This is a genomic window from Acinetobacter sp. A22, assembly GCF_030913345.1.
Lineage (GTDB): Bacteria > Pseudomonadota > Gammaproteobacteria > Pseudomonadales > Moraxellaceae > Acinetobacter > Acinetobacter junii.
In genome coordinates this window covers 624,505-651,378 of record NZ_CP133162.1, presented here as the reverse complement: position 1 = coordinate 651,378, position 26,874 = coordinate 624,505, and the positions used below count along the sequence as shown (strand labels likewise).

26 protein-coding genes, 4 tRNA genes and 4 pseudogenes are annotated in these 26,874 nt (G+C 38.7%); 8 read left to right on the top strand and 26 right to left on the bottom strand.

The features are described from left to right. Positions 1 to 89 precede the first annotated feature (89 nt). Positions 90 to 530: a PaaI family thioesterase gene (locus Q9Q86_RS03360; protein WP_112986153.1), complete on the bottom strand. Its 441-nt coding sequence runs from the start codon at positions 528 to 530 to the stop codon at positions 90 to 92. A gap of 180 nt (positions 531 to 710) precedes the next feature. Between Q9Q86_RS03360 and Q9Q86_RS03355 the strand changes: the two genes are divergently transcribed. After that, on the top strand, positions 711 to 1,196 hold the full coding sequence (locus Q9Q86_RS03355) for a helix-turn-helix domain-containing protein (RefSeq protein ID WP_112986154.1): 486 nt from the start codon (positions 711 to 713) through the stop codon (positions 1,194 to 1,196). 73 nt (positions 1,197 to 1,269) lie between these two features. Here Q9Q86_RS03355 and Q9Q86_RS03350 read toward each other — a convergent pair whose 3' ends face one another. The 9 genes and pseudogenes from Q9Q86_RS03350 to Q9Q86_RS03305 all read right to left on the bottom strand — a co-directional run. Continuing rightward, a complete protein-coding gene (locus Q9Q86_RS03350; RefSeq protein WP_112986155.1) occupies positions 1,270 to 2,460 on the bottom strand; it encodes a hypothetical protein in 1,191 nt (396 codons plus the stop codon). A gap of 146 nt (positions 2,461 to 2,606) precedes the next feature. After that, positions 2,607 to 4,247 (bottom strand): thiamine pyrophosphate-binding protein, encoded by a 1,641-nt coding sequence (locus tag Q9Q86_RS03345; protein ID WP_112986156.1) that lies wholly within the window; start codon positions 4,245 to 4,247, stop codon positions 2,607 to 2,609. Between the two features lie 39 nt (positions 4,248 to 4,286). Next, a pseudogene (locus tag Q9Q86_RS03340) lies at positions 4,287 to 5,751 on the bottom strand (aldehyde dehydrogenase). An 11-nt stretch (positions 5,752 to 5,762) separates the two neighbouring features. Then, the gene (locus Q9Q86_RS03335; RefSeq protein WP_112986157.1) at positions 5,763 to 6,554 is read right to left on the bottom strand and encodes an aspartate dehydrogenase; all 792 of its coding nucleotides are present in this window, start codon (positions 6,552 to 6,554) and stop codon (positions 5,763 to 5,765) included. A gap of 9 nt (positions 6,555 to 6,563) precedes the next feature. Continuing rightward, on the bottom strand, positions 6,564 to 7,358 hold the full coding sequence (locus Q9Q86_RS03330) for an SDR family oxidoreductase (RefSeq protein ID WP_004959529.1): 795 nt from the start codon (positions 7,356 to 7,358) through the stop codon (positions 6,564 to 6,566). Between the two features lie 16 nt (positions 7,359 to 7,374). Continuing rightward, positions 7,375 to 8,190: pseudogene (locus tag Q9Q86_RS03325) on the bottom strand (alpha/beta fold hydrolase). A 31-nt stretch (positions 8,191 to 8,221) separates the two neighbouring features. Then, positions 8,222 to 8,719, bottom strand: a complete 498-nt coding sequence (locus Q9Q86_RS03320) for a cupin domain-containing protein (protein ID WP_112986169.1) — start codon at positions 8,717 to 8,719, stop codon at positions 8,222 to 8,224. A gap of 173 nt (positions 8,720 to 8,892) precedes the next feature. Beyond that, a pseudogene (locus Q9Q86_RS03310) lies at positions 8,893 to 9,279 on the bottom strand (oxidoreductase C-terminal domain-containing protein); the annotation flags it as partial. Next, positions 9,280 to 9,360, bottom strand: a pseudogene (locus Q9Q86_RS03305) (hypothetical protein); the annotation flags it as partial. 298 nt (positions 9,361 to 9,658) lie between these two features. Between Q9Q86_RS03305 and Q9Q86_RS03300 the strand changes: the two are divergent. Next, positions 9,659 to 10,471, top strand: a complete 813-nt coding sequence (locus Q9Q86_RS03300) for an IclR family transcriptional regulator (protein WP_112986159.1) — start codon at positions 9,659 to 9,661, stop codon at positions 10,469 to 10,471. A 146-nt stretch (positions 10,472 to 10,617) separates the two neighbouring features. Here Q9Q86_RS03300 and Q9Q86_RS03295 read toward each other — a convergent pair. From Q9Q86_RS03295 to Q9Q86_RS03270, 6 genes are all read right to left on the bottom strand, one after another. Next, positions 10,618 to 10,691, bottom strand: a tRNA-Trp gene (locus tag Q9Q86_RS03295). Positions 10,692 to 10,756: 65 nt separating this feature from the next. Beyond that, a tRNA-Leu gene (locus tag Q9Q86_RS03290) sits at positions 10,757 to 10,841 on the bottom strand. A gap of 153 nt (positions 10,842 to 10,994) precedes the next feature. Then, a tRNA-Trp gene (locus Q9Q86_RS03285) sits at positions 10,995 to 11,068 on the bottom strand. A 68-nt stretch (positions 11,069 to 11,136) separates the two neighbouring features. Then, a tRNA-Leu gene (locus Q9Q86_RS03280) sits at positions 11,137 to 11,221 on the bottom strand. A 106-nt stretch (positions 11,222 to 11,327) separates the two neighbouring features. Continuing rightward, the gene (locus Q9Q86_RS03275; protein ID WP_112986160.1) at positions 11,328 to 12,152 is read right to left on the bottom strand and encodes a protein kinase; all 825 of its coding nucleotides are present in this window, start codon (positions 12,150 to 12,152) and stop codon (positions 11,328 to 11,330) included. Then, positions 12,127 to 13,635: a DUF3336 domain-containing protein gene (locus Q9Q86_RS03270; RefSeq protein ID WP_112986161.1), complete on the bottom strand. Its 1,509-nt coding sequence runs from the start codon at positions 13,633 to 13,635 to the stop codon at positions 12,127 to 12,129. Before Q9Q86_RS03270 ends, Q9Q86_RS03275 begins: the two co-directional genes overlap by 26 nt. A gap of 177 nt (positions 13,636 to 13,812) precedes the next feature. On the opposite strand from Q9Q86_RS03270, the gene Q9Q86_RS03265 reads away from it, so the two are divergent. From Q9Q86_RS03265 to Q9Q86_RS03255, 3 genes are all read left to right on the top strand, one after another. Further along, a complete protein-coding gene (locus Q9Q86_RS03265; protein WP_004913187.1) occupies positions 13,813 to 14,703 on the top strand; it encodes an ATP-binding protein in 891 nt (296 codons plus the stop codon). A 279-nt stretch (positions 14,704 to 14,982) separates the two neighbouring features. Beyond that, positions 14,983 to 15,561 carry a TetR/AcrR family transcriptional regulator gene (locus Q9Q86_RS03260; RefSeq protein WP_112986162.1) on the top strand — a complete coding sequence of 193 codons (579 nt, stop codon included), beginning with the start codon at positions 14,983 to 14,985 and terminating at the stop codon, positions 15,559 to 15,561. After that, entirely contained in the window at positions 15,558 to 16,475 is a 918-nt protein-coding gene (locus Q9Q86_RS03255; protein WP_112986163.1) for a DMT family transporter, read from the top strand. Before Q9Q86_RS03260 ends, Q9Q86_RS03255 begins: the two co-directional genes overlap by 4 nt. 128 nt (positions 16,476 to 16,603) lie before the next feature. On the opposite strand, the gene Q9Q86_RS03250 is transcribed toward Q9Q86_RS03255, so the two are convergent. Then, on the bottom strand, positions 16,604 to 17,107 hold the full coding sequence (locus tag Q9Q86_RS03250) for a hypothetical protein (protein ID WP_004913191.1): 504 nt from the start codon (positions 17,105 to 17,107) through the stop codon (positions 16,604 to 16,606). Positions 17,108 to 17,265: 158 nt separating this feature from the next. Then, the gene (gene tsaD, locus Q9Q86_RS03245) at positions 17,266 to 18,273 is read right to left on the bottom strand and encodes a tRNA (adenosine(37)-N6)-threonylcarbamoyltransferase complex transferase subunit TsaD (protein ID WP_005402918.1); all 1,008 of its coding nucleotides are present in this window, start codon (positions 18,271 to 18,273) and stop codon (positions 17,266 to 17,268) included. Positions 18,274 to 18,418: 145 nt separating this feature from the next. Here tsaD and rpsU point away from each other — a divergent pair, with 145 nt between their 5' ends. Both rpsU and Q9Q86_RS03235 read left to right on the top strand, forming a co-directional pair. Next, positions 18,419 to 18,634, top strand: a complete 216-nt coding sequence (gene rpsU / locus Q9Q86_RS03240) for a 30S ribosomal protein S21 (RefSeq protein ID WP_004652785.1) — start codon at positions 18,419 to 18,421, stop codon at positions 18,632 to 18,634. Positions 18,635 to 18,663: 29 nt separating this feature from the next. Beyond that, on the top strand, positions 18,664 to 19,110 hold the full coding sequence (locus Q9Q86_RS03235; RefSeq protein WP_004913195.1) for a GatB/YqeY domain-containing protein: 447 nt from the start codon (positions 18,664 to 18,666) through the stop codon (positions 19,108 to 19,110). Between the two features lie 66 nt (positions 19,111 to 19,176). Here the strand turns inward: Q9Q86_RS03235 and Q9Q86_RS03230 are convergent, their stop codons facing one another. From Q9Q86_RS03230 to Q9Q86_RS03205, 6 genes are all read right to left on the bottom strand, one after another. Then, positions 19,177 to 19,536, bottom strand: coding sequence for a hypothetical protein (locus Q9Q86_RS03230; protein WP_039048296.1), 360 nt, complete (start codon positions 19,534 to 19,536; stop codon positions 19,177 to 19,179). 40 nt (positions 19,537 to 19,576) lie between these two features. Continuing rightward, on the bottom strand, positions 19,577 to 19,942 hold the full coding sequence (locus Q9Q86_RS03225; protein WP_112986164.1) for a GFA family protein: 366 nt from the start codon (positions 19,940 to 19,942) through the stop codon (positions 19,577 to 19,579). Positions 19,943 to 19,957: 15 nt separating this feature from the next. Next, positions 19,958 to 21,400, bottom strand: coding sequence for a M48 family metalloprotease (locus Q9Q86_RS03220; RefSeq protein ID WP_039048297.1), 1,443 nt, complete (start codon positions 21,398 to 21,400; stop codon positions 19,958 to 19,960). A gap of 126 nt (positions 21,401 to 21,526) precedes the next feature. Next, entirely contained in the window at positions 21,527 to 22,114 is a 588-nt protein-coding gene (locus Q9Q86_RS03215) for a 1-acyl-sn-glycerol-3-phosphate acyltransferase (RefSeq protein ID WP_112986165.1), read from the bottom strand. A 100-nt stretch (positions 22,115 to 22,214) separates the two neighbouring features. Beyond that, a complete protein-coding gene (locus Q9Q86_RS03210) occupies positions 22,215 to 23,180 on the bottom strand; it encodes a D-glycerate dehydrogenase (RefSeq protein ID WP_039048299.1) in 966 nt (321 codons plus the stop codon). A 17-nt stretch (positions 23,181 to 23,197) separates the two neighbouring features. Further along, complete coding sequence (locus tag Q9Q86_RS03205) at positions 23,198 to 23,839, bottom strand: hypothetical protein (RefSeq protein ID WP_112986166.1); 642 nt, start codon at positions 23,837 to 23,839, stop codon at positions 23,198 to 23,200. A 379-nt stretch (positions 23,840 to 24,218) separates the two neighbouring features. On the opposite strand from Q9Q86_RS03205, the gene Q9Q86_RS03200 reads away from it, so the two are divergent. Next, the gene (locus Q9Q86_RS03200; RefSeq protein WP_305156076.1) at positions 24,219 to 24,896 is read left to right on the top strand and encodes an IS1595-like element ISAju1 family transposase; all 678 of its coding nucleotides are present in this window, start codon (positions 24,219 to 24,221) and stop codon (positions 24,894 to 24,896) included. Positions 24,897 to 24,931: 35 nt separating this feature from the next. Here Q9Q86_RS03200 and Q9Q86_RS03195 read toward each other — a convergent pair whose 3' ends face one another. Together Q9Q86_RS03195 and Q9Q86_RS03190 are read right to left on the bottom strand one after the other, a co-directional pair. Then, the gene (locus Q9Q86_RS03195; RefSeq protein WP_039046937.1) at positions 24,932 to 26,230 is read right to left on the bottom strand and encodes a Y-family DNA polymerase; all 1,299 of its coding nucleotides are present in this window, start codon (positions 26,228 to 26,230) and stop codon (positions 24,932 to 24,934) included. 4 nt (positions 26,231 to 26,234) lie between these two features. Continuing rightward, entirely contained in the window at positions 26,235 to 26,846 is a 612-nt protein-coding gene (locus Q9Q86_RS03190) for a LexA family transcriptional regulator (RefSeq protein WP_004953212.1), read from the bottom strand. Positions 26,847 to 26,874: the final 28 nt, after the last annotated feature.

The window sequence follows — 26,874 nt, the reverse complement described above, 5'->3', positions numbered from 1 at the left end:
TCTCATTTGAATGAACTGAACATATTTTTATGATGTTTCACATGGCTATCATAACAAGTTCAAGTCCATTCAAAACAATAATCTTAAAATCACGCTGAACGACGAATAATCATATTTGTTGCAGTTGCATGTGCATACAATTTTCCATCCTCATCGCGAATATAACCCTCTGAAATCACAAGATTACGCCCAACATTGATGACTTTTCCTTCTGCAATCAACGGAGTATTAAATGGAATCGGACGACACATTTTAATATTAAGGTCTGTTGTTCCATATGACTCACCAGCAGTCAATACTGTATGTGTTGCACAACCTGTGACTGAATCCAAAATTGTTGCTGCAAAACCACCATGCACACCGCCTAATGGATTGGTATGTCGTTCATCAGCAATCGCACTAAATACGATTCGTCCCTGTTCAACTTCTACAGGTTTCATCGGCATTGTCTTTGCAATTCCTGGCTCAGGAAAATGACCTTGAGCAAATGCTTGCATGATTTCCAAACCTGTCATTTTTAATGGATTCATTGAAGTTTCCCTTTTAAGAGTAAATCGTACATTTACGACTGCAACAACATTGGTTCTAATTTAGAACTTATTAACAATACCTTATCTATGCTAAGATAATTTGTCAACGTTATGATTATCTACGTTCAATTACAGTCATAGCGATCTGCTTATCTCAAAGCGAATCAATAGAGGTTAAACATGAAATGGCATGAATTGGGTGAAATGAGTTGCCCTATTGCGCGTAGCTTATCGATTTTCGGTGATCGATGGACACTCTTGATTATCCGCAATGCTTTTCTTCGCACACGTCGTTTTGATGATTTTCAAAAGCAGCTCGGTATCACACGGCACTTACTCACTGAGCGTTTGAATCGCTTAGTTGAAAATAAAATTTTTGAAAAAGTGTTATATCAAGAAGCACCAAAACGTTACGAGTACAAACTTACAGACAAAGGTTTAGCCCTCTATCCAATTATTATGGCAGTCACGACATGGGGCAATTATTGGCATAATGAAGATAATAAATATCCAATTTTGGAATATTTGCATAAAGACTGTGGTCATAAGACCAAAGCAACCATGACATGTCAGCACTGTCATGGTGAGTTAACTGCGAAAAACACCCTAGCCTATTATGATTCGATGGAAATGGATCAGGTTGTAGAGAACGCTATAAATAAATAGGTAGGTATTCAAAACTGTTCTGCTTATTAAATAATGAAGAGTAATGATGATTACTCTTCATTTGAGCGTAGAACTAGAAACTAAAACCAATATTCAAATTGATGCGATAAAGCCATTTATCACTATTTGGCGAAACCGTAGACGTAAAACCTGTGGCATTGGTAGCTCCACCGATAATATTCGAGTTTTTCCCCCAAGTGTAATCCGCCCATACCATGAAAGGTGAAGCAATAAACATCATCCCCGTAGTATTCATCTGTGAGTTAGACCAATCCTCACGTTTTTTATCTAAATAACTATAATCATTGTAAAAACGGATTGCTTTTAGTTTGCCCATATCTTGCACAGGTAATGTGTATGCGAGGTTTAAACTCGCAATAGTTCCTTCGGAAGCAATGAAATATGCTGGCGTTAAACCATTGGCACCCATCAAGGTCATATCATCATTTACACCATCTGGATTTTTTGCGTCATATTGATAATGAATCACTGAGCTTTGGATATTGAAACGCTTGTAATTATTATCAGTATGCAAACCCACTGCATAATATTTGCCGTTGTCATCCGTGATTTTATTATGCAATTGAGCAATTGCACCTGATACACCAACTTCTTGCTTACCAAATTCAGTTTCTAACTTACGAACAATCCGAGTATTCACTTGATGACGCTTTTCATTTTGATAGGCTTTTTGTGTTGGAAATGCATTTTCAGCCAAATCATCATAAGTCGCACTTTCAGGTGAATATCGAAGATTAGTTGCTAGCATCTCAGGATAATAGCCTAACTTCACATCCCAATCTTTGTTGTTGAAATTCCAGTTCAAACCTGGAGCGATGTTATTCCCAGAACCCAAAAAGAATGGAATATGATAAGTCCATCCATTTTGCGGATAGGGATAAATTGCAAAGGGTTTATAAACAAAACCAGCCTCTATGCTATTATGTTCATCCAAATGATATCCCACATAGGCTTTTTCAATTGAGCGCTTCTCTTGATCTTGGAAAAGGTAGCTGGCATTGAAATAGGCATCATCAAACTTGCCTTTCAGATCAACTCGAAAAATATCAAAATAGAGTTTTCCAAAACCTCCATTTGGCCCCTCCCAATTTTCATAACGTTGATTCAAACGCACCACTCCACCAAGCTTGACAGAATCCGTTCCATCCTCACTTTTCCATTCCAGTGCTGAACTTTGTGCGTATACATTTGATACCGCGCTTATCGACAGTGCTGCAAGCATCATGACTAATGTCTTTTTCATATCATATTCCTTCGCTTCGATACCAACCGTCCTGTTGGCTTGGATTATTGTTTTACCTGTAAAACATAGTTTTTATTGTTTTGTAGGCAAAAAAATTTGCCTACAAATTTTCTAACATCAGTCATCTCAACCAATGTTTAAATTACTCAGTACAATTTCTTTTGTGGTGGACCTGCAAAGTTCAGAGGTCCAATTGAATGCATATCTAGCTCAATCACACTTGGCCCTTGGAAATCAACTGCCTGCTGAATTACTGTTCTAAACTCTTCTGCACTACCGACTTTCCAACTTTTCACGCCCATCGCCTCACCCAAAGCTTGGTAATCAGGTGTGTGTAATTCGTTGAAATACTGGCGTCCTCCGAAGTAATTATTTTGAATACCACGCATGACCCCATAGCCACCATCATTCATGATCATCAGTACCATATTGGTATTTTCTTGCGCCATCGTCGCAATCTCACCAATCCCGAGCATCAAACCACCATCACCGACTAAACCAATCACTTTTTTGTCAGGATTGGCAATTGAGGCACCAATTGCGGTAGCTAAACCTAGACCTATCGCCCCTGCTAAAGAGTGAATATTTTGATTTGGTGCTTGTACTGGGAATAAACGACTGCCCCACGTACTTCCTGACATCGTAATATCACGAACAAAAATGCCATCTTGTGGTAGTGCTGCACGAAGGTGATCACAGATCAACGCATATTGGTCAAGCTGTGTACGTAAGGCATTGATTGCTGCCTGTTTCGCATCAACAACTGCTGCATCATACTCAGTATCTATTTTAGATACGCCTGCTAAACCTGTGAGAACACGTTGCAACACATCTTTGGCATCACCACAAATGAAATTACGAATTTTGTAATTACGTTGTTGTGCAACAGGATTAGCATCGACCTGAATAATATTTTCAGGGAACTGCACTGAATAGGTTTTGGTTTCGTTACTACGCAAACGCGACCCGACTACAACCAATAAATCAGCATTTTTTAAAAGTTGCTCAACACCTGCTGAGTTATGGAATGCACCTAGGCTACGTGGATGGTTATCTGCTAGCACACCACGCGCATGGGTTGAAGACACTACTGGAATACCAAGATCAGCAATGGCTTTGACTTCATCCACACTATTGAGCGTACCACCGCCGATCCAAAAAATTGGACGTTTGGCTTTTTTGATTTCATCAATGATCAAATCAACTCCAACTTGATCTGCCTGAGGTAATTCCAGTGCTTTGACTGGACCTAGATTCAGGGGTAAATCAATTTCTGCTGCCTGTACATCAATCGGCAACTCGACACTGACTGGCCCCATCGGTACCGTCGTGGCGACACGAATCGCTTCACGAATCACGCCCACTGCATTGTCAGGACTGGTGATACGAAATGCCGCTTTGCTAGATGCACGCAAGAAAGTTAGCTGATCTTTGGTTTCATGAATAAAACTTGCATCACGATCTAAATATTCACGTTCAACTTGACCTGTTAAATGCAACACTGGACTGCCCGCATTCATCGCTTCAATCAATGAACCCACAGCATTTCCTGCACCTGCACCGGTACTGGTTAAGGCAACACCCAAACCTTTAAAGCGTGAATGACCATCTGCCATCGTCACTGCACCTGCTTCACCACGCGCCGCGACAAAGCGAATTTTTTCACGGCGACCTACTGCATCAGCAATTGGTAAATTATGAATTGAAATGACGCCGTAGATACTATCAACTTGATGCGCCTCTAAAACACGAGCGATTGCTTCGCCTACATTTACACGTTCTGTCATTACTATATTCCTCAAAAACTTGTTCTATCCATGAATTTATTAATCGCACCAAGGATTTGGCTGTTCGCTTAATCCCATATAAATGCTTTTTTGTTGCATATACGCCAAGATGCCTAAACGCCCCTTTTCACGTCCAATTCCACTTTCTTTGAAACCACCAAAAGGTGCAGAAATCGAGAATTTTTTATAGGTATTGATCCAGACTGTTCCTACTTCTAGAGCACGTGCAAGTTGCCAAGCTTTACGATAGTTTTCAGTCCAAATCCCAGCGGCTAAACCAAAACAACTGTCATTGGCTTGTGCAATTAAATCTGCTTCATCGTCATATCTCATCACCACCAATACAGGACCAAAGATTTCTTCCTGACAGGTTTGAGCTGAGTTATCGAGGCCTGTGATAATGGTCGGTAAATAGAAACTACCTTTTGCCAATTCACCATCCGTCAATGCCTGACCACCAACTAGAACTTGTCCACCTTCTTTTTTGGCCAATTGAACATAAGCATCCACAGAAGCTAAATGCTTAGGATTGATCAAAGACCCTAAATGGACGCCTGCGGTTTCAGGATGTCCAACGCGCAAGCCTTTAGTAATTTCAACCAGACGCGTTAAGAATTGATCATAAATACTGCGATGTACAAATAAACGTGATCCTGCAATACATGCTTGTCCTGCAGAACTGAAAATGCCATAAGCCACACCTTTAGCTGCAAGCTCAATATCGGCATCTTGCATGACGATAGTTGGTGATTTTCCACCAAGTTCTAAAGATGTGGTAATCAACTTGTCAGCGGCAATATGTGCTAAATGACGCCCTGTACTCGTTCCACCTGTAAATGAAATTTTGCGTACTAATGGATGTTTTACGATTGCATCACCAATCACCGAACCACGTCCAACCAGTACACTCAATAAACCTTTAGGTAAACCGGCTTCTTCAAAGATTTTTGCTGATTCAAGTGCGATCAAAGAAGTCACTTCCGCCGGTTTTAAAATGACTGCATTACCACCTGCTAATGCAGGTGCTAACTTCTGCACTTCACTGGCTATTGGTGAATTCCATGGTGTAATCGCTGCCACAACCCCAACAGGTTCATGCACACTCATGGTCATAAAATCTGGCGCACGTTATGTCGTCAACTCCATTTAAGGTTTCGCACGCCGCTGCGACATAACGTGCAGTTGCAGCCGCACTCATTGTTAAGGCACGCGTCTCAGCCAGTGGTTTACCGTTGTCTCTGGTTTGTAGCTTTGAAAGTTCATCAACACGCGCTTCAATAATGTCAGCCACTTTATACAAAATCCGAGCACGTTCATGCGGCATACTGTTGCGCCACTCCGCCTTACGCCATGCCAGATCAGCTTTTTCAATCGCTTCATTGACATCATCCAAACTCGCCGTTGAAATCTCAGCATTCACAGATTGATCTGCTGGAAACAAACTTTGTATCGTGTCACCTCGACCTAATCGCCATTCTCCAGCGATATAAATTTCCTTTACCATGATCAAATCCTTTAAATCTGAATTGCTTGAACACTATTGCGACAGGCACGAATCACACTGAGTGCAGCCAATGTCGATGTTTTCGGGTTACTCGCCAGAGGTACCCCCACCAACTCAATTGTCATTTCACCGAACACACCTTCTGCCACTATGGTGTGCTTGTTTTTATTGATGTTTGGATCAACTGTGAGTTCCACCATAGTTTCATCCATACCCAAACCTGCAAGCGCAATCGTCGCTGCAACATTGGCATTGGCTGGAAACTTCAATGCAGCTTCACGAGCCGTACCACGGAAAAAAACCATTGCTTCGCTCACCTGATCTAAATCAACCAATTGCTCTGCATAGCTACCACGCCAACTTTTTGGACTTTTGCAGCCCTTATAAGTGACCTTTTCCAAACCACCTTCTTTAGCCGCTGAGATTCCATCAATTCCAGCAATCGCACCTGCCAAAAGATGTAAGTGGGCATCATGTTGTTCAGCCGTTTTTTTTAGCTGAATCAAAAACTCGTTATCAGCCAAAGTTCCAACCGAGATCAACCCAATAGTCCAACCTTTTTCCAATACCTTTTTCGCATGCTCTTTCACCGCAGCTTGACCCGCAACTTCAATCACATAATCAGGTGTACCCTGACATTCATCAATCGAGCTAATCACTTGTACTTCAGATGAAACTTGCGCCTGAACTTTTTCAACACTCCGTGCTGGTACCACAATCCATTTAAGTTGTAAGTCTTGCGGCATATGGGCATACACTTCTGCTGCCATCGCGCCAAAACCAATCATCATCAACTGTTTCATGTGCACACCTTATAAATGCTTATTGAATCCGCCAGAGACATCAAGAGTTGAACCTATGGTATAGGATGCTAAAGGCGATGCGAGAAAGACCAAGGCACGTGCAGGTTCTTCGGGCTTACCTAAACGTTGCATCGGAATACCACGATTTTTAGCAATATTGCCTGTCCATTGTTCCCATGACAGATTTGGGTCTGAACGTGTTTCAAAACGGCGTTTCCACTGTGCTGACTCCACCATACCCAAAAGAATTGAGTTAACACGGACACCATATTGAGTAAATTCATGTGCCAGTGAATGCGTTAAATTTAGTAGCGCAGCACGTGCAGATGATGTTGCAATCATGTGCGGTTCAGGTTGCAACGCTAACAATGAGTTCACATTGGTGATTGAGCCACATGCTGAATCTTTTAAATCATTTAAAAATGCGCGAACGGGATGTAATTCACTGAAATATTTCAGTTCAATTTCTTTCATCCAATCTTCGTCTTGGGTATTTTCGAAATTCGACACACGACCTTGACCCGCGTTATTGATCAACATGTCGACATTACCTAAGTTTTGCTTTACATCTCGTGCAAATCGTTTAACGTCTTCTTTATCCAAAACATTGCAGGTACTGGTGTAAATATTGGCGTGTGGGTATTTCTCTAAAATATAAAGTTTCGATGCGGCTAAACGCGCTTCATCTCGACCACACCACGCGACCTTTGCACCTTCTGCAACTAAAATTTCCACAGCAGCCAAACCAATGCCTGACGAGCCACCTGTTACAACTACTACTTTTCCTTCAACTTGGAAGCTCATATCCATATCTCTCTAATTAATTTGCCGATAAAACAATGTCGTTAAACTGATCAGGTTGATCGACACAACTCAGATGACCTGCATCTGTAATGAGATGACATCGGCTCAATTGCATTTCTATCGCCAATTACATGATGGTTTGAGCAGGCGTGATTTCATCTTTATCACCCGCAATCACCACACAAGGAACTTTGAGATCTGTTAAATAATTTCTAATCTCGTCATACGCCAACAAATATGATGCTCGCGTAAAACCGTCTAAAGTAAGCTGCCCCATCACCTCACTGACCAATGCCAGTGCTTGAGGGTCTTGTTTATAAATTAAATGTGGACCACGGCTTGCCGCCATCCCCGCATTGCCCAAGCTTTTCAACATATTTGGGCGTTTCAGATAAACCTGTGCTTTGGTATCCTCATCCGAGCGTTGATAACCCTGCGCCGCATTGGCAATGATTAGGGTTTCAACTCGTTCAGGGTAAAGATGGGCAAAAGCACTTGCCTGTAATGCACCTAATGAATGACCTATAATGATGAATTTAGAAATCGCCAATGCATCCATAATCGCTAGTACTCGCTGAGCATAATTGGTTGCATTTGGCTGCTCCGTATCTAAGTTCTCAGATAAGCCATAACCTGGCGCATCCCAAGCAATCACATGAAAATGATGACTGAGTACAGCAAGCTGATTGACCCATGAAGCAGAACCTGAGCTGATACCATGTAAAAGAATCAGTGCTTGTCCGTGTCCAGCTTCGCGATAGGCTTGTACCTGACCATCAATCTCAATGGTTTTCACTGGGTATTGGGCTAAAGTGTCAATCAAAGTCATCATTTCATTCCTTTGTTATATTTAATCGCTTTGATTAACGTTTGATTTGAGACAATGGATGCTCAGGTGGATAGTTTGGAATAGTTGGTTTTCCAGCACCTAACATCACACACATCAAGGCATCTTCCTGACCTGGATTAAACAAACCACGATAAATACCCGGTGGAATTGAAATCAGATCACGCTCTTTCAATTTGGTTTGAAATTTCTCACCGTTATGCTCAATGAACAGATCAATCTCACCACGTAACATGAAAAACACTTCTTCCACATCGTGGTGGATATGCAATGGACCTTCGCATTGCGCAGGTAACACCATGGTTGAAAAGGTAAAGTTTTCGGCTGGAACTGTATTGCCATCATTGACTACGCCTGTTGCTCCAGTTCCCATATAACGCATTTGCGCACGACGATATTTCGGGTCGTAATCTGCTTGGAACTTCAACGCATCGAAGTCATATTTACGTGTTTCAAAACGCGCAATACGTGTGTTTAGCCAACCCAGTTTCGCCTTATCTTCAGCAATTCCCATTGCACCCTGAAAGTGTGGGTCTGCAAATAGAACCGCAATACTAATCTTGTCGAAAAATGCGAGAACAACACATACCATCAGGACAAAAGCAGGAACCCAATGCTTAAATCCACTTTTCTCTTCATTACTCATACTTCATTCCTTCGATTGAGTTATGAACCGGAATTAAATGTTTATGGTTTTAATTTCATGACATTAAATTTAGGGTCTGCTAATAATTTTGGGTCTAATACGGTATTGGACTGCATCCAACGTTTAGCCAGTTTGATTAATTTTGAATCATTGATTGCAATCATATTGATTAAGCAATTTTGATGATCTAAATACAGATAACTACATTGATCATCTGCACTTTTTCTCACCACAATCTGTTCTGTTCTTTCAGGTTGGTAACTACCTAGTATTTGAATATTGAAGTGGTACTGATCTGACCATAACCAAGGAATATCGGTATATTCTGTTTCCATGCCCAACATCGATTTTGCAGCTGCAATTGCTTGGTTCTGCGCATTTGCCCATGACTGAATGCAATAACCTAAACTTGGATGGATTGCGACATCAATCCAGAACTCGCCACCTGGACCAAAATCTTTGCGATAAGGAATCGAGAGACGTAACCAGCTTGCACCAGTATTGGCATATGTCGTCTTGCTGACAAACTGAGATCCAACTCATCCTTGCATCCTCACCTGTTTTATATATAAAACATTATTTGATATAACAAACCTTAATAAAGAATACTCCTATGATGTTTTTTTTGTAAAACTATATATTGTTTAAAATCATAAGCTTGATATTTATTACACATTCATTTACGTTTTACTTAGAAAATTTTGTTTTATATATAAAACTATCTTTTAACTCTACTTTGCAGTTAGAATAGATTCTTAAGAAAATTAAATTTGTAATGCTTTGCGTTTTTATAGGAAAATTAAGCTGATGAACCAAACGATAGAAACAGACTCTCAAGAATCTGAACTCACAAAAAATGATGATCGCTATTTAGTACCCGGTTTGGTACGAGGCTTAGCAATTTTGCAGGCATTTGATCAACAAACCCAAGAAATGACGATCACTGAGATCGCTGAAATTTTGGATGTAAATCGTTCTAGTGCTTTCCGTCTGATTTACACATTAGAATCATGTGGCTTCCTTAGAAAAGCATCTCAAAAAACCTATGCACTTGATTCAAAGGTGATGGAACTCGGCTTCAACAGTTTGTCTAAACAATCTCTTTTAGATTTAGCAACACCGTTGATGAAGGAACTACGCGATCAAACTAAACTTGCAGTACATTTGTCCATTTTAGAAGGTACACATATTGTCTTTATCAACAATGTGCAATCGAATGGAACATTTACCAGCAATATAGGTCTAGGCACTCGCTGGCCTGCCCATGCGACTGTGATTGGACAAATGCTATTAGCAGACTTATCTGAAACTGAAATCCGTGATCGCTATAAAAATTTCAATCAATGGGAAACTTTTTCTGAACTCACCCCAAAAAATCTTAAAGAGCTACTTCAACGCCTGAATTTTGTTAAAACACAGCGATCTATGGTCAGTTGGGGACATTACAATCATGATATGGCAGCTTGTGGCGCTCCAATTTTCAAACAATCTACAGGAAAAATGACTGCTGTATTGTCTGTAAGTTGCCCTTTAGCAACCTATGAAGAACACTATTTTAAAAATGAAATTGCAGAGATGGTTATCCAAACAGCGGATAAAATTTCTAAATTTATTTATTAGACTAAGGTTAAGTTCATTTTTCTAAAATATTTAGACATTGAGTGTATTCATTAAAATTTTTAGTGAATACTCATCAAAGTAAATTAATTTCAAAATACTCCGAAATAAAAAAGCCCTTGTATCAAACAAGGGCTTTTTTATTAATTTGGCAGAGGATCAAGGACTCGAACCTTGACGAACGGTTTTGGAGACCGTCATGCTACCATTACACCAATCCTCTATAACAGCTTGATTAACTTATTTAGTCGTTAATCACTAAAAAGTAAAAGATTACTTTTTAAAATTTGGTGGGGGCGAAGAGACTCGAACTCTTACACCTTGCGGCGCTGGAACCTAAATCCAGTGCGTCTACCAATTTCGCCACGCCCCCGATGGATGTGTATATTAGTGATAAACTTTCTTGCTGACAAGCCTTTTTTATAAAAAAACCATGCATCTGAAAGCTAATGCTTTTTTCATGAGCAAACGAAATTTTTAACCAAATAAAAAAGCCCTTGTATTTAACAAAGGCTTTTTATTAATTTGGCAGAGGATCAAGGACTCGAACCTTGACGAACGGTTTTGGAGACCGTCATGCTACCATTACACCAATCCTCTATAACCGCATGATTAATTCATTTCTGATTTAACCATAAAAAAAGCAAGATAACCTTGCTTCTTAAATTTGGTGGGGGCGAAGAGACTCGAACTCTTACACCTTGCGGCGCTGGAACCTAAATCCAGTGCGTCTACCAATTTCGCCACGCCCCCGATGGGTATGCATATTAGTGACAAAGCGGCTTTATGACAAGACTTTCTGATAAAAAACCAATTCAAGTGAACATATAATATTCAAATCAAAGATTTATGTTTATTTTTACAACAAATTTATTGTTCGAATCGCATTTTTTAGCTCTGTAACTGAGCCAAAGCGTTCATCAATTTTTTTCTTTAATAAACCATCAAGTATCGGCAAAAAGCACTTTAGTGAATCTGGAAGTTTGATCTGCAACTCTTGGCAATGCAGTATTGCCCAATCATGATAGGTTTTTGCAGATAATCTCGATTGACAGAGCCATTCATATAGAATAATTCCAAAAGCGTATAAGTCACTTTGTACAGACTTGGGTTGACCATGAAACAGTTCAGGTGCCATGTAATGCGGTGTCGCGGTCAATAATTTCTTCGGACTAATAATTCGTTGACTCTGCTCAAAATCAATCAATCTACAAGTATCTAAATAACGCCTAAAATGCTCTGATTTCAGATCACCATGTATCCAACCACTTTGATGAAGTGCTTCAAGGGCATTTAAAGCAAGTAAAATTTGTTTTCTGATCTCATGCAGATCATTTTCAGGATTAAATTTTATAAAAAAATCGTTCGTATCTAACGTTAATAGTCCTTCTCCACTTTGCCTCATTTCATTTAAAAAATTCAGATTGGATAAATCAATAACCCTATAAGGGACTAAAAAATCCGAACTAGCAATCTTATTTTGGCGATAAAACTCTAATTCGGCGTTAAATGAATCTTCTAAAACTTGGTTGTGTTGCTCAACATGAAACTTTAGCCAATATTTTTTATGACCTTGAGTTAATGTATATAAACGCCGTCCATATGAATGGCTTTTTTGTTTGGTCTGCAACGCTATCTCATCAAACGAATGATCTAAGTCAGAGATCAACATAATAGAATTCATTCTGCTGCTTATTTTCTTGCTTACGTAATGATGCCAAACAATGTTCTATTGTTTTACCGATCCGCGCATGCGTTTCTATTGAGGTGATTTTTGGCCATGTTGCTCGCTCACCTTCTTGCTGCAAAATCTTGAAAATCCTAGGTCGAGGATTTTTTAACATATAGTTATAGTGGCGCAAACCATATTTAGCGATGATATTTACATCACCATAATAACGCTGTCCAAGTATGCCATAGCCATGATCAAGTACTCGACGGATTGGGAAAAAACCTCCCATATAGTTTCGTGTTAAATCCATCACTTCCATCGCAATCGCTTTCCCTTGATGACGGACAATGCGTTGAGGCCAACTTAATACATCTCTACGAAAACGATCTGAGTCGCTCTGCATAAATGGCACAATATGAGGATTCACCTGACTGGCGATGGTGTAGTTAATATTATAAAGACGCGCCATTTTTTCCTGAGGAAAATCACTACGCATACTCCCATCCACCCATTTTGTCTTTGCCATATAGGGTGTGTGTTGTCCATCGTAACGCTTACTGGTTAGATGCACAGGCGGAAATAATACAGGTACGGCACAAGATGCTAACACTGCGCTCCAAACCAAAACATTAGGTGCAGTTAATGCATTCATAATTCTAGGATTTTGAGCAGTATTATGCGGTGCTACGACAATATTAATATGTCGTTTAGATTGTTGATATGCCTCAGCAAAAGTTAAATCACCCAAATTATTCATTAAGAATTTTTTGAGATACATCACATCAGCCAAACCACCATGCCCCTTAATTAGCTCAGTCACGGTGCGAAAACGGAATGCATCACTAAAAAAATGCTGTCCACCAAGCAACTCAGGGATCTTATCGTTCTTTGAAACACCAAGCATACCTGTCATAATCGCTCCAGCACTCGACCCAGACAGAACACTTGGCATCAAATCTTGCTCAAATAATGCTTTACACACGCCTGTATGAAACAAACCCAAAGTTGCCCCTCCAGAAAACATGAGGGCTGGTTGTCCATAGGCTTTTTGGCATTCTTCAAAGAATTGAATTTTCTCTTTTAATTGAAAAGTTATACATTCGCTCGAGGCAAGATATTGAAAACAATCACTCACAAGTTCTACATAGTTTTCAATAATTTTTTTTGTTCCTACATATGTTTCAGCAAATAACATCGGATGACCAATATTTGCAAAATCATAAGATAATCCTTCACGGAGAACATAAATTAAATCGAGTGTTCGATGTTGAGTACGATATTTTTTTAATAAGGTGTATCGATTTGATAATGCTTCGGCATCAAAATAGGGCGACTGATTATCGTACTTCCACTCCTCTCTGCCAGATTCCTCATCCAGTTTTAGCGCGATTTCCTTCCATTGTTGATAACTTCTAGCATGCTGCAAATCCTCTTTTAGGACATCAACCCGATGTTTTTGATAGCTATTTTTCTTTTCTCTTACTTTGTTTAGCATCGTCTGTCCTATCCCGTCTTCATTTTTCTATTCATGCACTTATACAATGCAAAAACCTACTTAAACAATCAAGTATAAATTCTTGTTATTGTGCATCGTTTTGATGATATTTCCTTTATTTTCGTGCAAGCAGTGCTAGTATCAATCTTCATTAATCACTGAGTTTTGTGTGTTTTTATGGCTATCTTAGACTTACCAGAATCTATTCTTGCATCTTTGTCGAATGTTTTGACTCAATTACAGCATGTTCTGCCACAACCGAAGCAACCGACTGATTTTTCTGCAATCGCATTTAAATGGGAAAATCAAGAACTGATCGCCATACAACAACCTAAAAAAATGTATCTGGAAGATCTAAAAGGAATAGAGCGTCAAAAAGATAAAATCATTCAAAACACCTTGCAATTTTTAAATGGTCTACCTGCCAATGATGTTTTATTAACAGGTTCTCGTGGCACAGGAAAATCCTCAATTGTTCGTGCTTTACTAACTGAATACTCTGATCAAGGACTACGTTTAATTGAAATAGAACGCGATGATTTATCCGATTTACCCAAAATTCAAAAACTCATTGAACAACGTCCTGAGAAATTTATTGTTTATTGTGATGATTTAGCATTCAACGCAGAAGATGAAAATTATCGAAGTTTGAAAAGCGTGCTAGATGGTTCTCTTCAATCAGGTTCGAGCAATTTTATTATTTATGCGACGAGTAATCGTCGTCACCTTTTACCTGAATTTATGCATGAAAATACCCCAGTACGGAAAGTAGACGTACCTCAATACACTGAATTACATCCACAAGAAGCGATTGAAGAAAAAATATCTCTTTCAGATCGTTTTGGAATGTGGCTTTCATTCTACCCAATGGACCAGCAACTATATTTGCAAATCGTTGAACATTACATTGTTAAAGCAGGCTTAGAATATAACGATATTGTTCGAGGCGAAAGCTTGAAATGGTGTCAAGCACGAGGGCAACGTTCTGGTCGTGCAGCATACCAATTTTCTAAACACTGGATTGGTTCAAAAAATTTAGAAAAGTTAGCGAATAAAGATCAAACATAAACGCCTCAGATACTTAACTTGCTTCTTAATAGCACTCGCAATTGTTTCTTCTTCATTAAATTTTATAAAAACTAGGAAACAATTGCGTTGTCAAAGAACTCTGATGTCAATTAGAAAAACCATATAAATTTCATGTGACTATAAAACAACACCACCTGGTAAGTCAGCATACTTCTCTTTCTAACATTTCCGATAATCATCTAAAACAAACAAATTTCGCTAGCAGATTAGTTTACTTTTCTATAATATTAGGTAGATCGGTATACCCAATACAAAACCATGAGCACAAAGTCAGCCAAACAAAAGATATTAGATGCAGCATCTATCCTGTTTTATAACGATGGGATTACCAATACTGGCATTAATAGCATTACAGACAAAGCGCAAGTGGCGAAAATGTCGCTCTATAATAATTTCCCCACGAAATCAGATTTGATTAGCTGCTACATCGAAGCCCGTCATCAAGAATGGTTAGAATTATTTGAAAAAAGGAAAGTTCAAATTCACTCACCTATTGATGGCATTCTCGCTATTTTTGATGCTTACCATGATCATGCAGAGTTTGCCTATGAAAAAGGGTTTAGGGGCTGCGGCTTGTTAAATGCAGCAGCTGAGTTTCCTGCTCATAGTCCTGAGCGTCTAGCAGTCAAAAAGCATAAAGATGAAATTGAAAACATTGTTGCTGGGTATCTAATGCAACAATTTGAAGATTCCAACAAAGTCCAAGAACTTGCTCTTTTAATTTCTTTTATTTTAGAAGGCTCAATTGCTAGAGCTGGTTTAGAAAGCTCAAGCATCAAAGTATTTGCAGCGAAGCAAATGGTTCAACGATTATTAGAACAAGAGATTAAAAATTGAATAGCAAAACTTCAAACCTCAGCTCCCACTCTGGTTTTATTGCAGTTTTGATTGCCTCAATTTTATGGGGTACTACTGGAACTGCGGCATCTTATGCGCCTAATTTAAGCCCTCTTGCAATAGGAGCGATTGCAATGGGTGGTGGTGGATTACTACAAGCCTTGCTCGCTCATAAAAAGATTTTAGATCATCTACCACAAATCAAGTTTTACTACCCTTTGCTTCTGATTGGAATGATTTCAGTAGCCATTTATCCTCTCGCTTTTTACAGCTCAATGCGTATGGCTGGAATTACGATTGGAACGGTAGTCTCAATTGGGTCAGCACCATTATTTACAGCTTTGTTAGAAAAATTTTTCGATAAAAAAGCACTTTCATTGAAATGGTTTATTAGTTTTATTTTTGGTGTTATCGGAGTATTACTTTTATCTGTGGGTGAAACACACTCTCATGGATCAACACAAAGCATTTCGACAGATCAAAAAACCATTGGAATCATTCTCGGATTGATTGCAGCTCTCACCTATTCACTATACTCATGGGCTGCTAAAAAAATGATTGATCGAGGTGTAGATTCAAAAGCATCAATGGGTTTAATTTTTGGTTTTGGCGCTTTAATCTTATTACCAACATTATTTTTTACGGGTTCAAACCTCTTTGATGAGTCTGTAAATCTTTATGTTGTTGCCTATATGATGTTGATTCCAATGTTTCTTGGCTATCTACTATTTGGGTATGCGCTAAAAACAATCTCCGCAAGCACAGCAACTACGCTTACTTTATTCGAGCCACTCGTTGCTGCTTTATTCGCAGTTCTTTTAGTCGGTGAGCAATTAGCACCGATTGGTTGGGTTGGCATGGTTTTGATTTTTGTTTGTTTAGCCGTGTTGTCTAAAACAGACCGTCCAAAATAATTTCGAGTTTCAACCAATATTAAATAGCATAGAGCTATGATCAATAATTCAATATAAAAATTTAAATCGCAGATGCAGAAAATAAACTTTCTCTGCATCTGTTTTTTCTAATACGTTAGTTACTTAGATCAATATTCTTGCGCTAATTTTTCCAAAGTAAATAACATTTTTTTCACCACACTTCTTTTATGCTGCAACATATTTTTGATATTCGCTGGATTGAAACCAGTTAATTTCGCAATACCACGACTGGTCATATATTCACCAGTTTTCTCAAAATGCTTTTCACTCAAAAGTGTTTTGGCATTCGAGAATCTAACCGCTAGCTTATAGTCGCTTAGTTCAGACCATGCACCTGTTTTATATTCTTGAAAATCAAATTCTTTCTTCTGTTGAGCTGGTTTATCTCGAAGAATATTACTCAAACGATTGATAATGATTTTTTCTTCACTTTGTTCAATTAATTGATAAAGTTCAGTTTCTTCAAATGAACGGCCCAAAGAAAGATCTTTTTTATATTGTTCAATCACTTTCTCTTTTGATGTCTCGTTCTCATCACCTTGTTGAATGAGGCATAGAATCTTATATAAAGATTCTAATCGACCACATGTAAAAATATAAGAAATCTTCAACTTGTACTCCGCTATGAGTTTTAGCTCATCAAAATAAATAATTTATTCGACACTTTAACACGATAGCTGTAGCTCCTGAGCTTCAAGCTACACATTAATCAATGATTTGATCTTTAAATGTCTTAACTTAGAACAGAAGATATTTAACCGACCAAATATCAGGTCGGTTCTAAGTCTGTCATCGGCCATCTAGGTGTAGTTGTGACCGCCAAACCATCTTGTTGCCCTGCTTTTAAACGTTGATAACCAGCAAAGGCAATCATTGCTCCATTATCTGTACATAAGGCAGGTTCAGCATAATAAACTTGCGCTTTGATCTTTTTCAAAGAGGTTTCTAATTGCTCACGTAAGCGAACATTTGCACTCACACCTCCAGCAATCACCAATCGTTTCAAACCAGTTTGCTTCAAAGCTTTCACTGATTTTTTAACCAAAGTATCAACGATTGCTTCTTGGAAAGAAGCTGCGATATCTGCATCACGATTTTCTTCACCCAATTTTTTCAACTGAACAGAAACCGCAGTTTTCAAACCACTAAATGAAAAATCCAAGCCTTGATGTAACATCGGGCGAGGAAATTCAAATGCTTGTGAATTACCTTGCAAAGCTAATTTGGCAATATTAGGACCACCTGGGTACGGCAATTTCATCATTTTTGCAACTTTATCAAATGCCTCACCCGCCGCATCATCTATCGACTCGCCAAGTAATTCATATTGACCAATTCCATGAGCTGCCATCAGTTGCGTATGACCACCTGAAACTAGTAAGGCTACAAATGGAAATTCTGGTGGCGTTTCAGAAAGTAAAGGCGCAAGCATATGACCTTCCATATGGTGTACACCGATGGCTGGTTTGTTAAATGCAAAAGCCAAAGTGCGACCAAATAATGCACCTGTCATTAACGCTCCCATGAGTCCTGGTCCGCGTGTATATGCAATTGCATCTATTTCTTGTTTTTTGACCCCACTTTGCTCAAGCAACTGATTAATCAAAGGAATCATTTTTCGTACATGATCACGTGATGCAAGTTCAGGAACGACACCACCATATTCAGCATGCAGTTTGATCTGACTATATAGAACCTGTCCACGTAAGCCGAGCTCGCTATCATAGAGTGCTAACCCAGTTTCATCACACGAAGTTTCTAAGCCCAAAACAATCATTAAACTGCCTTTACAACGATCAAAAATAATATCGAAGCTATTATAGACTTGTGATCTGAGTTGTAAATGAGTAAAATACTGACCTTCACTTGCGATCTAGTGCAATCGTGCATTGGGTCTTATCCATAATCTTAGAGGATTTTACATGCCACAAGTTAAGTTGAAAGAAGGCGAACCAGTAGACGTAGCTATCCGTCGTTTCAAACGTTCATGCGAAAAAGCGGGTGTTTTAGCTGACGTTCGTAAGCGCGAATTCTATGAGAAACCAACTCAAGAACGTAAGCGTAAAAAAGCTGCAGCAGTTAAGCGTTATCAAAAGAAATTGACTCGCGAATCTGTACGTACTACTCGCCTTTACTAATTAATTTGTGATTGATTGCTGAAAAGACTATGACTACTTTAAAAGACCAAATTACTGACGTATTAAAAACTTCAATGCGTGCCAAAGATATGGCAACAGTAACGGTCATTCGTGGTCTACAAGCAGCAATTAAGCAAATCGAAGTCGATGAGCGCATTGAGCTTGACGATGCTCAGGTTCTTGCGGTCATTGAAAAACAAATTAAACAACGTAAAGAATCGATCAAGGCCTTTTCTGGCGCTGGTCGAGATGATTTAGCTAGTAAAGAACAAGCCGAAGTTGAGGTTATTTCTCAATTTCTACCAGCAGCTATGACTGAGGAAGAACTTGATTCTATCATTGAGCAAACGATTGCTGCTCAAGAAGCTACTAGCATGAAAGATATGGGTAAGGTGATGAATTCTCTACGTCCGATCATAGCCGGGCGTGCCGATCCTGCACAAGTATCTGCTAAAATCAAAGCAAAATTAAGCTAAGCTGCTTTTATCCCCCTCTCTATATTAATGTAAATGGATTCATTTAAATGAACCCATCTATCTATATCAATTAAAATTACACTGAATATTGTATTTTTTCAGCATTTGCATTTCTTTAGATTCTGCAACTTGATTAATCACTTCTTGTTTCGTCATCGTCGCATATTGTCCAGTCAAAGATGATCGATTACGTTCAATTGCTTGATATAAATCCTGCACATATTGATTGGTAATACCACAGAATTTTGCCTGCTGTTCAGGACTAAAACGCGAAAGTTGAGGATCTAAACTACGCAGAAAACCACGCATATCCTGCGCATAATTTGCAGTAATCTTCTCTACAGAATTTACATATTGTTCAACAGAACTCGCTGAACTCACCCCGATCATGCTTATTGCAAAAATAAAAATAAAAATCTTTTTCATAAATCTTTTAACTTCTCAGTTATTCCTTACGCAGGACATCTTATCTTAATTCAAGAAAATTTGGCTTATGCTCAGTAAAAAATTCTTCCTTTGGTGCAGGAAGTTTGCCCTCTGTAACAGAGCCCAAACGCAAACGAATAATATTGGGTAGATCAGTACGATACGAATAAATTGGACTTCCACAATTCTGGCAGAACACACGAGCTTTATTGGGAGTATGTAAGTATTCTTTTAACTGATCTTGTCCAGATATGAATTGGAATTTGGTTTGATCAATTGGACTATTCCAGCCTGCGATACTACCTTGAGCTTGTTGACAATGCTGGCAATAACACAAAATGCTCTGTTCGATTTCCCCATCATATTGATATTGAACTGCTCCACATAAACACTGTCCTTTTATCATTATTTTCCTCAATTATTAAATTTTCATTCGGCGATCATCTTGCATTTGTTTTAAACGCGAATCAATTTTTGCTGACATCGCCATATTACCTTTCGCCAAACGTTGGGCATGTAGCATTGATTTTATAGCATTTTCTTCATGACCTGACCAATATTCAGCCTCTGCTCGATAACATAAAACATTGATCGCTTGCAAAGGTGAACTCTTATCTAGATTGGTTGCCTGTTGTAATAGTTGCCACCCCTCCACGTCTCTTTGATTTTTATGTATAAATCGTTGTACTAAGGTTTGGGCTTCAGCTGCTTTACCTTGTCTTATAAGCACTTCCGCTAATTTATAAGATAAAGCACGATTTTCAGGCATAGTGCGTTGGATTGAATTGATACTGTTATAAGCCAGATCAATTTTATTTTGACCTAGATAAATATCCGTTTGGATCAATGGAATAAGTACGTGATTTTTTAATTTTAATTTGACTTGATCAAGGCTGGTCTGGGCTTGTGCATAATCACCTCGCTCTAAATAAAACTTACTGATCGCAAGTAATCCCGCAATATTCTTTTGATTAGCCAAAGCTTGAAGCTGATTTTCTGTCGCCTGATTTGATACGACATAGGTGTACCATTTCATGATATCAAAATCGAGATCATAAATTTTTGGTTTCACTCGAGGTAACTGGTTTGCACGTAATCGTGCCTCACTCATACGTTCCGTGGTTAATGGGTGGGTAAACCAGAAATCTGGTAGGAAACTGACTCGGCTAGTAGCACGATGCATCGTTTCGAAATAGTCAGCCATACTTTGTGGATTGTAACCAGAGGAATACATAAATTGCATACCGATACGATCCGCTTCACGCTCTTGATTACGACTATAACTCAATTGCTTATCCATTAAGGCAGCTTGAGTACCTAGCATTACAGCAGAGCCAACATCACCGTCAGCTTGTGAAGCAATCGCAGCTCCTACGAGGATACCTGCTAAAGCAAGCAATCCTTGCCCTTTGAAGGCTTCTTGAGATCGGCTATAGTGACGTTGCGAAACGTGTGCTATCTCGTGAGCCATAACACCAGCAATCTCATCGATATTTTTCGCAGAAGTGATTAAACCCGTGTTTAATGCAAAAAGACCACCAGGAACTGCAAAAGCATTGATTTGAGGGTCTTTAATCACCACTAGACCAATCGGTTGCCCAAGCTGAGTTTGGCTGAGAATACCTGAAAACACTTGAAGAAACTGATCTTCCAACCATGCATCTTGTACAGTTGGCATTTGACGACGCACTTCCCGATAGACTTTCTCTCCGATCAGTTTTTCTTTTTGCTGATCAAGCAACCCGACACCACTACCGATATCAGGTATTTCAGTTTGACCTGAAATTTGCGGAGGTAAAAAGACCTGTGTATGACTAAGTTGAGTCGTGGCAAATAAGCCACATGCGAGCAGCAACGGTCTCAAGTGGTTTCTCTATGATTCTACTGGAAAAATTTAATATACCATTTGATTTAGGAGAAATTTGCAACGAAGTGTTATAAAAGACAGGAAAATCCTGTCTTACTTTATGATTTTTGAAATTCTAAAGAATTACTTGTCAGGCGAATAACGTTGATCAATACTGAATTTCCCTGGAAATTTAGCATTAATTTCTGCATAAAAAGCCATAATCTCAGTCATATCTTTTTGATAATCACCTGATGGATAAACAATTTTACCAATACCTGTTTTCTTTTTTGCATAATCCATATATGCCAATGCAATAGGTACACCTGCATTCACAGCAACATGATAAAAACCTGTTTTCCATTGTTCTTGTTTCGCACGTGTTCCTTCTGGTGTTACAAGCATCACAAGTTTAGGATGTGTTTTAAATAGATCACTCATCAACTGAACCATGCTTGGTCTTTCCTGACCTTCTTGCTTAGCACTGCGATCTATTCCTATTCCGCCCATCGCACGCACAAAAGGACCAAATGGAAATTTCATATAGCTGTCTTTGATCGTCAAACGAACATTTACACCTAAAGCTTTCAATGCTAATCGTGCATATAGTGCATCCCAATTACTGGTATGTGGCGCCGCGATCATGACACATTGGTCAATATCCAAGTCCCAGTGATTATCAATTTCCCACCCCATCAAACCCAAAGTTTGTTCAGCTAATTTCTCGAACACAACAACCCCAAACGCAATTTCAAAGGGCGCAAGTGTACCAATAATAGCCAGTTTAAAATGCTAGACTAGATGAATAATTCAGCAATCAACATGTAAGAATTTATTCAAACTTAGGATTGACTAGATAACGAGGTTGTCGATCTTCAAGTGCATCAATAAGATTTTGATAGGCAAGATGAACCATTTTTTTGCGTGTTTCGAGAGTTGCTGAACCAATATGAGGGGCAGTCACCACATTTGGTAGTTGGAATAATGGTGATTCTTGCAAAGGTTCTTTTGCATACACATCTAAGCCTGCTGCAAAAATTTTGTTTTGTTGTAATGCATCGATCAATGCTGACTCATCTACTACAGAACCACGTGAAATATTGACGAACACAGCATGTTTTTGCATTAAATCAAATTGAGCTGAACCAATTAAAGCTTTAGATTCTTGATTTAAATCTACAGCCACCACGATGAAATCAGACTGTTGTAACAGTCGATCTAAACCACAGTATTGAGCATTATATGCTTCTGCAACTTCTATTTTTTCACGGCGATTGTGATACAAAATATTCATGTTAAAGCCATGAAAACCTCGTCGAGCAATTGCTGCGCCGATATGCCCTAACCCGATAATCCCTAAAGTTTTACCGAAAACATCCATACCGAACTGTTCAGTTGATACTGTACGCTTCCATTGTCCCTGCTTTGTCCACGCATCTAATTGAGGGATTTTTCTTGCTGCGCTCAGCAGTAAACTAAATGCTAAATCAGCAGTCGTCTCGGTTAATACATGAGGTGTATTAGCAAGCCAGATTTTTCTTTGATTTAAATAATTAATATCGTAGTTATCATAACCAACTGAAACTGTTGAAATAATTTTGAGTTTTTGTGCTGTCACTAAATTATTTTCGTTAAGTAAACGACCTGCTCCTATCATCGCGTCAGCATCAGCAACTTCTGTTCGGATCTGCTCATTAATATCACCCATTTTGGGATTCAGCACGACCACTTGATAATCTTGCTGTAACTTGAGTAATACATCCTGATCGATTTGGCTGAATACAACGACTTTCTTCATGATAAGAGTTCCGAACCTTATTGCATAAGTTGCCACAACCGTTTTTTAAGTAGAGGTTGTGAAATCATTTCTTCTAAACTGGCTAAATGTAAAATATTAGAATGTTGAATAAATTCAAGTTTTCCTAAACATAATATTTTCTTGTTATTTGAAGTCGCATCTAAAAATCCTTGAATATAGGATGGTAAAAAACGACTGTCCTGAAATTCAGCTAAAGGAAATGGCCACTTTAGCTCAGCATAGTAGCCAAGTTTAGCTTTTTGAATATTTTGCCAAAGTTGCTGTTGTTCAGCATTTAATTGACTGCTCTCAACCAAAATTGAACAGTTCTCTAAGACATACATTTGTAATTCAAATGACTGTACAGAACCTTCAACAACTATCTGCGGTTTAGCTGTCGTTGCCTCTCGAAGAATTGGTTTAGGCGTAATTTCTTGTGGTTGTGATTGAACTTCAACAATTGGTTCTGAGATGATTGGTTCTAAATCATGCGCTTCAACAAGATCTGATGCGAAGGAAATTTCTTCAATAGGTGTATTATTTTCAACAACCTGATCTCGCCATAGATGTGCAGCAGTATTTTTTTCACACACAACATCTTTAGGAATCCAAATATCAATTCCTATCGCTGCTAGTATGTTTCTTTGCTGCCCAATCATTTTACTACTCTTTCTACCACGTTAGATCATCACAATACTTGTAATGCTGCATAGTCTACCATAAACGGCTTCCCCCTTTATGGCTTCGTTTTATCCAGTTACCCTTCTCTGATCAAGTCATCTTTCAAGATTTGAAATCTATTTTCACTTAGATAAAGAAACAAATTTCTTAGGTTCTTCCATTTATCGACTAATCCCAACTTTTTCATCATTTTGTCGCTTTCTCTTTTTATTACTAGTCTGGACCGAATGCTCAAATGAAAAGGTGGACTGAATCTATGCTAATCCTTTTTGCTATCGTTGTTTTGCTCTTGCTTGGCATAAGTATTTTAGGGGCTTAGGAAGTTAAGCATATCAAAAAGTATGGTAACTTCCTTATATGAAAGCAAAAAATAGATACTATTCCCGTTCAAGAATCACAGAGGCAAAATTCAGACAGATCATTTGCTTTTTTGTCATGGATTTAACTGCTTCAGATACAGCTAAACTCACCAATATTTCTGTACGTTCCATCAATACAATTTACATCAGGTTGCGTAAAAAGATTGCGGCTCAATGTGAGGAAATATCTCCTTTCAACGGTATCGTTGAACTTGATGAATCCTACTTTGGTGCTCGTCGTATTCGAGGAAAACGTGGACGTGGTGCATCAGGAAAAACCATTGTATTTGGACTACTCAAAAGAGATGGAAACGTATACACAGAAATTGTGCCTGATTGCTCCAAAGCTACGCTACAGGGTATTATTCGGGGGCAGATAGAGCTTGATTCTGTGATCAATACAGATGGATGGAGAGGCTATGATGGTTTAGTTGATATTGGTTTTGACAAACATTTAAGAGTGAATCATGGGGACAACGAATTTGCATGCGGGGAGCGTCATATTAACGGCATAGAATCATTCTGGGGATATGCTAAAAAGCGACTCGTCAAGTTTAATGGAATTGACAAAAAGATGTTTTATTTGCATCTTAAAGAAACGGAGTATCGCTTCAATCATCGGAACGGTAATTTATATCTCGATTTGCTTAAATTACTCCGTAACAATCCTCTTTAACTTCCTAAGCCCCACATTTATATTGCTCAAAAAATCTAGCTAACTCTGAGCACTTCATTCCATTTTGTTAAATAGCTAGGAGATTTGAAGCTCTGAGACATCGCCCAAGCTCGTCCATTTGGCGTAATCAAACGCCCAAGCGTCATTTTATCTTTACCAAATTTTTCATTGATATGATCAAATGTCATCGATAAACTTTTACGTGCCAGCATCTCATCTGTATCATGAAATAAATCAACAGCATGACTATGTTGTGGAATGATATCTAACAAAATGACTTCTGCTTTTTTATAACGGTAACCTTTTTGATAAATTCGGTCTAATCCTATTTGCACAGCCTTCAAAATCTCTAAACGATCATCACTATAATCAGCCAAATACACCACTGTAAATGGACGATAATTCTCTGCTTTATTAAAACGATTTGTACGGATACTGACACCGATCGCCTTACATAGAAGTTTCTGCTTCCGTAACCGTTCAACTGCTCTTAAGGTAAATTCAGTCAATGCTTCGCTTAGGCTATTTTTATCTTGAATTAATTGCCCAAAAGAACGACTACTTAATACCTGTCGTCGATCAGCCAACACGTCTTCAATTTCTAAACAGGCGATGCCACGCAACTCTTTAACTGTATTTTCCAAAACAACAGAGAAATGTTTTCCTATCATTTTTGGATCTGCTTCAACCAAATCCATAACTGAATGAATACCCATCACTTCTAAACGTTGGCGAATCTTACGACCTACGCCCCACACCTCACCCACTGCGGTATGACTCAATAAATCCTCGATCACACAAGGATCTTCATCAACCATATTACAGATACTGTTAAAACATCGATGGTTTTTTGCTAAATGATTTGCAATTTTTGCCTGTGTTTTGGAATATCCAATGCCTATACAACAAGGTAATCCTAACCAGTTTTTTATGGTTGTTAGGATGGTTTGGGCATATTCAGTTAAATCGAAATGATGCTGATATGCTGTTAACTCAAGGAAACACTCATCAATCGAGTAAATTTCTTGTTCACATGGAGCAACGAAACTACCCAAAATATTCATAAATCGCCGTGACATTTCTGCATACAGCGCATAATTACTTGAGAAAACGGCAACCTGATGCTTTCGAATAATATCTTCGATCTGGAAAAAGGGAACCGCCATCTTGATACCCAATTGTTTTGCTTCATGCGAACGCGATACTACACAGCCATCATTATTTGAAAGTACCACAACAGGATGCTTTTCTAGCTTCGGATTGAATACGCGCTCGCAACTCACATAACAATTATTCACATCAATCAAGGCAAAAATACGTTGTGGCAATGGCATGGGATCACCTCATCGGCTTTAAGTTATAGGTCACGACGCCCCAAATCACCAACTCCTGTCCCTCTTGTATATAAATATTTTGATAATCAGGGTTTTCAGCTTTTAACCAAACTTTGGGTGGACTGAAATGATGATCAATCATTAAACGCTTTACCGTAAAGTCATTATCAATTAGTGCAATGACGATATCGCCAGACTTTGCAGGGATACTTCGATCTACTACCAAGGGATCATCAATATCAATGCCAGCATCCAACATGGACAAGGAATTTGCTTTTACGATAAATGTCGAGTTTTCATTTCTAATTAAAAACTCATTTAAATCCAAAGCTTGCTCAACATGGTCTTGTGCAGGCGATGGAAAACCTGCTGCAACACGTTCCGTCGCCAAAGGAATATGGTAAATTCGATCATTCTTTGCTTGAACACTCTGAACTTTCAAAGAAGTACTGAGATCGGTATTGATACCTGTCTTGGCATTATTCAATAACCAGTTTTTAATGAAATCAACTTGTGATTCAGGAACACGTATTACTTTAGTGGGTTCGCTAAATTGAGCTTTACGACCAGCGTTGGTTCGAGCCCCACCATGTTCAAACTCAGTTTTTTTGGACATAACTCACCCCTCCCTTGTTTTCATCGCC

Excerpts from the sequence above, each read along its gene's own strand:
- Q9Q86_RS03360 (WP_112986153.1), bottom strand. The coding sequence starts at position 530 with ATGAATCCATTAAAAATGACAGGTTTGGAAATCATGCAAGCATTTGCT.
- Q9Q86_RS03355 (WP_112986154.1), top strand. The coding sequence starts at position 711 with ATGAAATGGCATGAATTGGGTGAAATGAGTTGCCCTATTGCGCGTAGC.
- Q9Q86_RS03350 (WP_112986155.1), bottom strand. The coding sequence starts at position 2,460 with ATGAAAAAGACATTAGTCATGATGCTTGCAGCACTGTCGATAAGCGCG.
- Q9Q86_RS03345 (WP_112986156.1), bottom strand. The coding sequence starts at position 4,247 with ATGACAGAACGTGTAAATGTAGGCGAAGCAATCGCTCGTGTTTTAGAG.
- Q9Q86_RS03335 (WP_112986157.1), bottom strand. The coding sequence starts at position 6,554 with ATGAAACAGTTGATGATGATTGGTTTTGGCGCGATGGCAGCAGAAGTG.
- Q9Q86_RS03330 (WP_004959529.1), bottom strand. The coding sequence starts at position 7,358 with ATGAGCTTCCAAGTTGAAGGAAAAGTAGTAGTTGTAACAGGTGGCTCG.
- Q9Q86_RS03320 (WP_112986169.1), bottom strand. The coding sequence starts at position 8,719 with ATGGGAATTGCTGAAGATAAGGCGAAACTGGGTTGGCTAAACACACGT.
- Q9Q86_RS03300 (WP_112986159.1), top strand. The coding sequence starts at position 9,659 with ATGAACCAAACGATAGAAACAGACTCTCAAGAATCTGAACTCACAAAA.
- Q9Q86_RS03275 (WP_112986160.1), bottom strand. The coding sequence starts at position 12,152 with ATGAATTCTATTATGTTGATCTCTGACTTAGATCATTCGTTTGATGAG.
- Q9Q86_RS03270 (WP_112986161.1), bottom strand. The coding sequence starts at position 13,635 with ATGCTAAACAAAGTAAGAGAAAAGAAAAATAGCTATCAAAAACATCGG.
- Q9Q86_RS03265 (WP_004913187.1), top strand. The coding sequence starts at position 13,813 with ATGGCTATCTTAGACTTACCAGAATCTATTCTTGCATCTTTGTCGAAT.
- Q9Q86_RS03260 (WP_112986162.1), top strand. The coding sequence starts at position 14,983 with ATGAGCACAAAGTCAGCCAAACAAAAGATATTAGATGCAGCATCTATC.
- tsaD (WP_005402918.1), bottom strand. The coding sequence starts at position 18,273 with ATGATTGTTTTGGGCTTAGAAACTTCGTGTGATGAAACTGGGTTAGCA.
- rpsU (WP_004652785.1), top strand. The coding sequence starts at position 18,419 with ATGCCACAAGTTAAGTTGAAAGAAGGCGAACCAGTAGACGTAGCTATC.
- Q9Q86_RS03235 (WP_004913195.1), top strand. The coding sequence starts at position 18,664 with ATGACTACTTTAAAAGACCAAATTACTGACGTATTAAAAACTTCAATG.
- Q9Q86_RS03230 (WP_039048296.1), bottom strand. The coding sequence starts at position 19,536 with ATGAAAAAGATTTTTATTTTTATTTTTGCAATAAGCATGATCGGGGTG.
- Q9Q86_RS03225 (WP_112986164.1), bottom strand. The coding sequence starts at position 19,942 with ATGATAAAAGGACAGTGTTTATGTGGAGCAGTTCAATATCAATATGAT.
- Q9Q86_RS03210 (WP_039048299.1), bottom strand. The coding sequence starts at position 23,180 with ATGAAGAAAGTCGTTGTATTCAGCCAAATCGATCAGGATGTATTACTC.
- Q9Q86_RS03205 (WP_112986166.1), bottom strand. The coding sequence starts at position 23,839 with ATGATTGGGCAGCAAAGAAACATACTAGCAGCGATAGGAATTGATATT.
- Q9Q86_RS03200 (WP_305156076.1), top strand. The coding sequence starts at position 24,219 with ATGAAAGCAAAAAATAGATACTATTCCCGTTCAAGAATCACAGAGGCA.
- Q9Q86_RS03195 (WP_039046937.1), bottom strand. The coding sequence starts at position 26,230 with ATGCCATTGCCACAACGTATTTTTGCCTTGATTGATGTGAATAATTGT.
- Q9Q86_RS03190 (WP_004953212.1), bottom strand. The coding sequence starts at position 26,846 with ATGTCCAAAAAAACTGAGTTTGAACATGGTGGGGCTCGAACCAACGCT.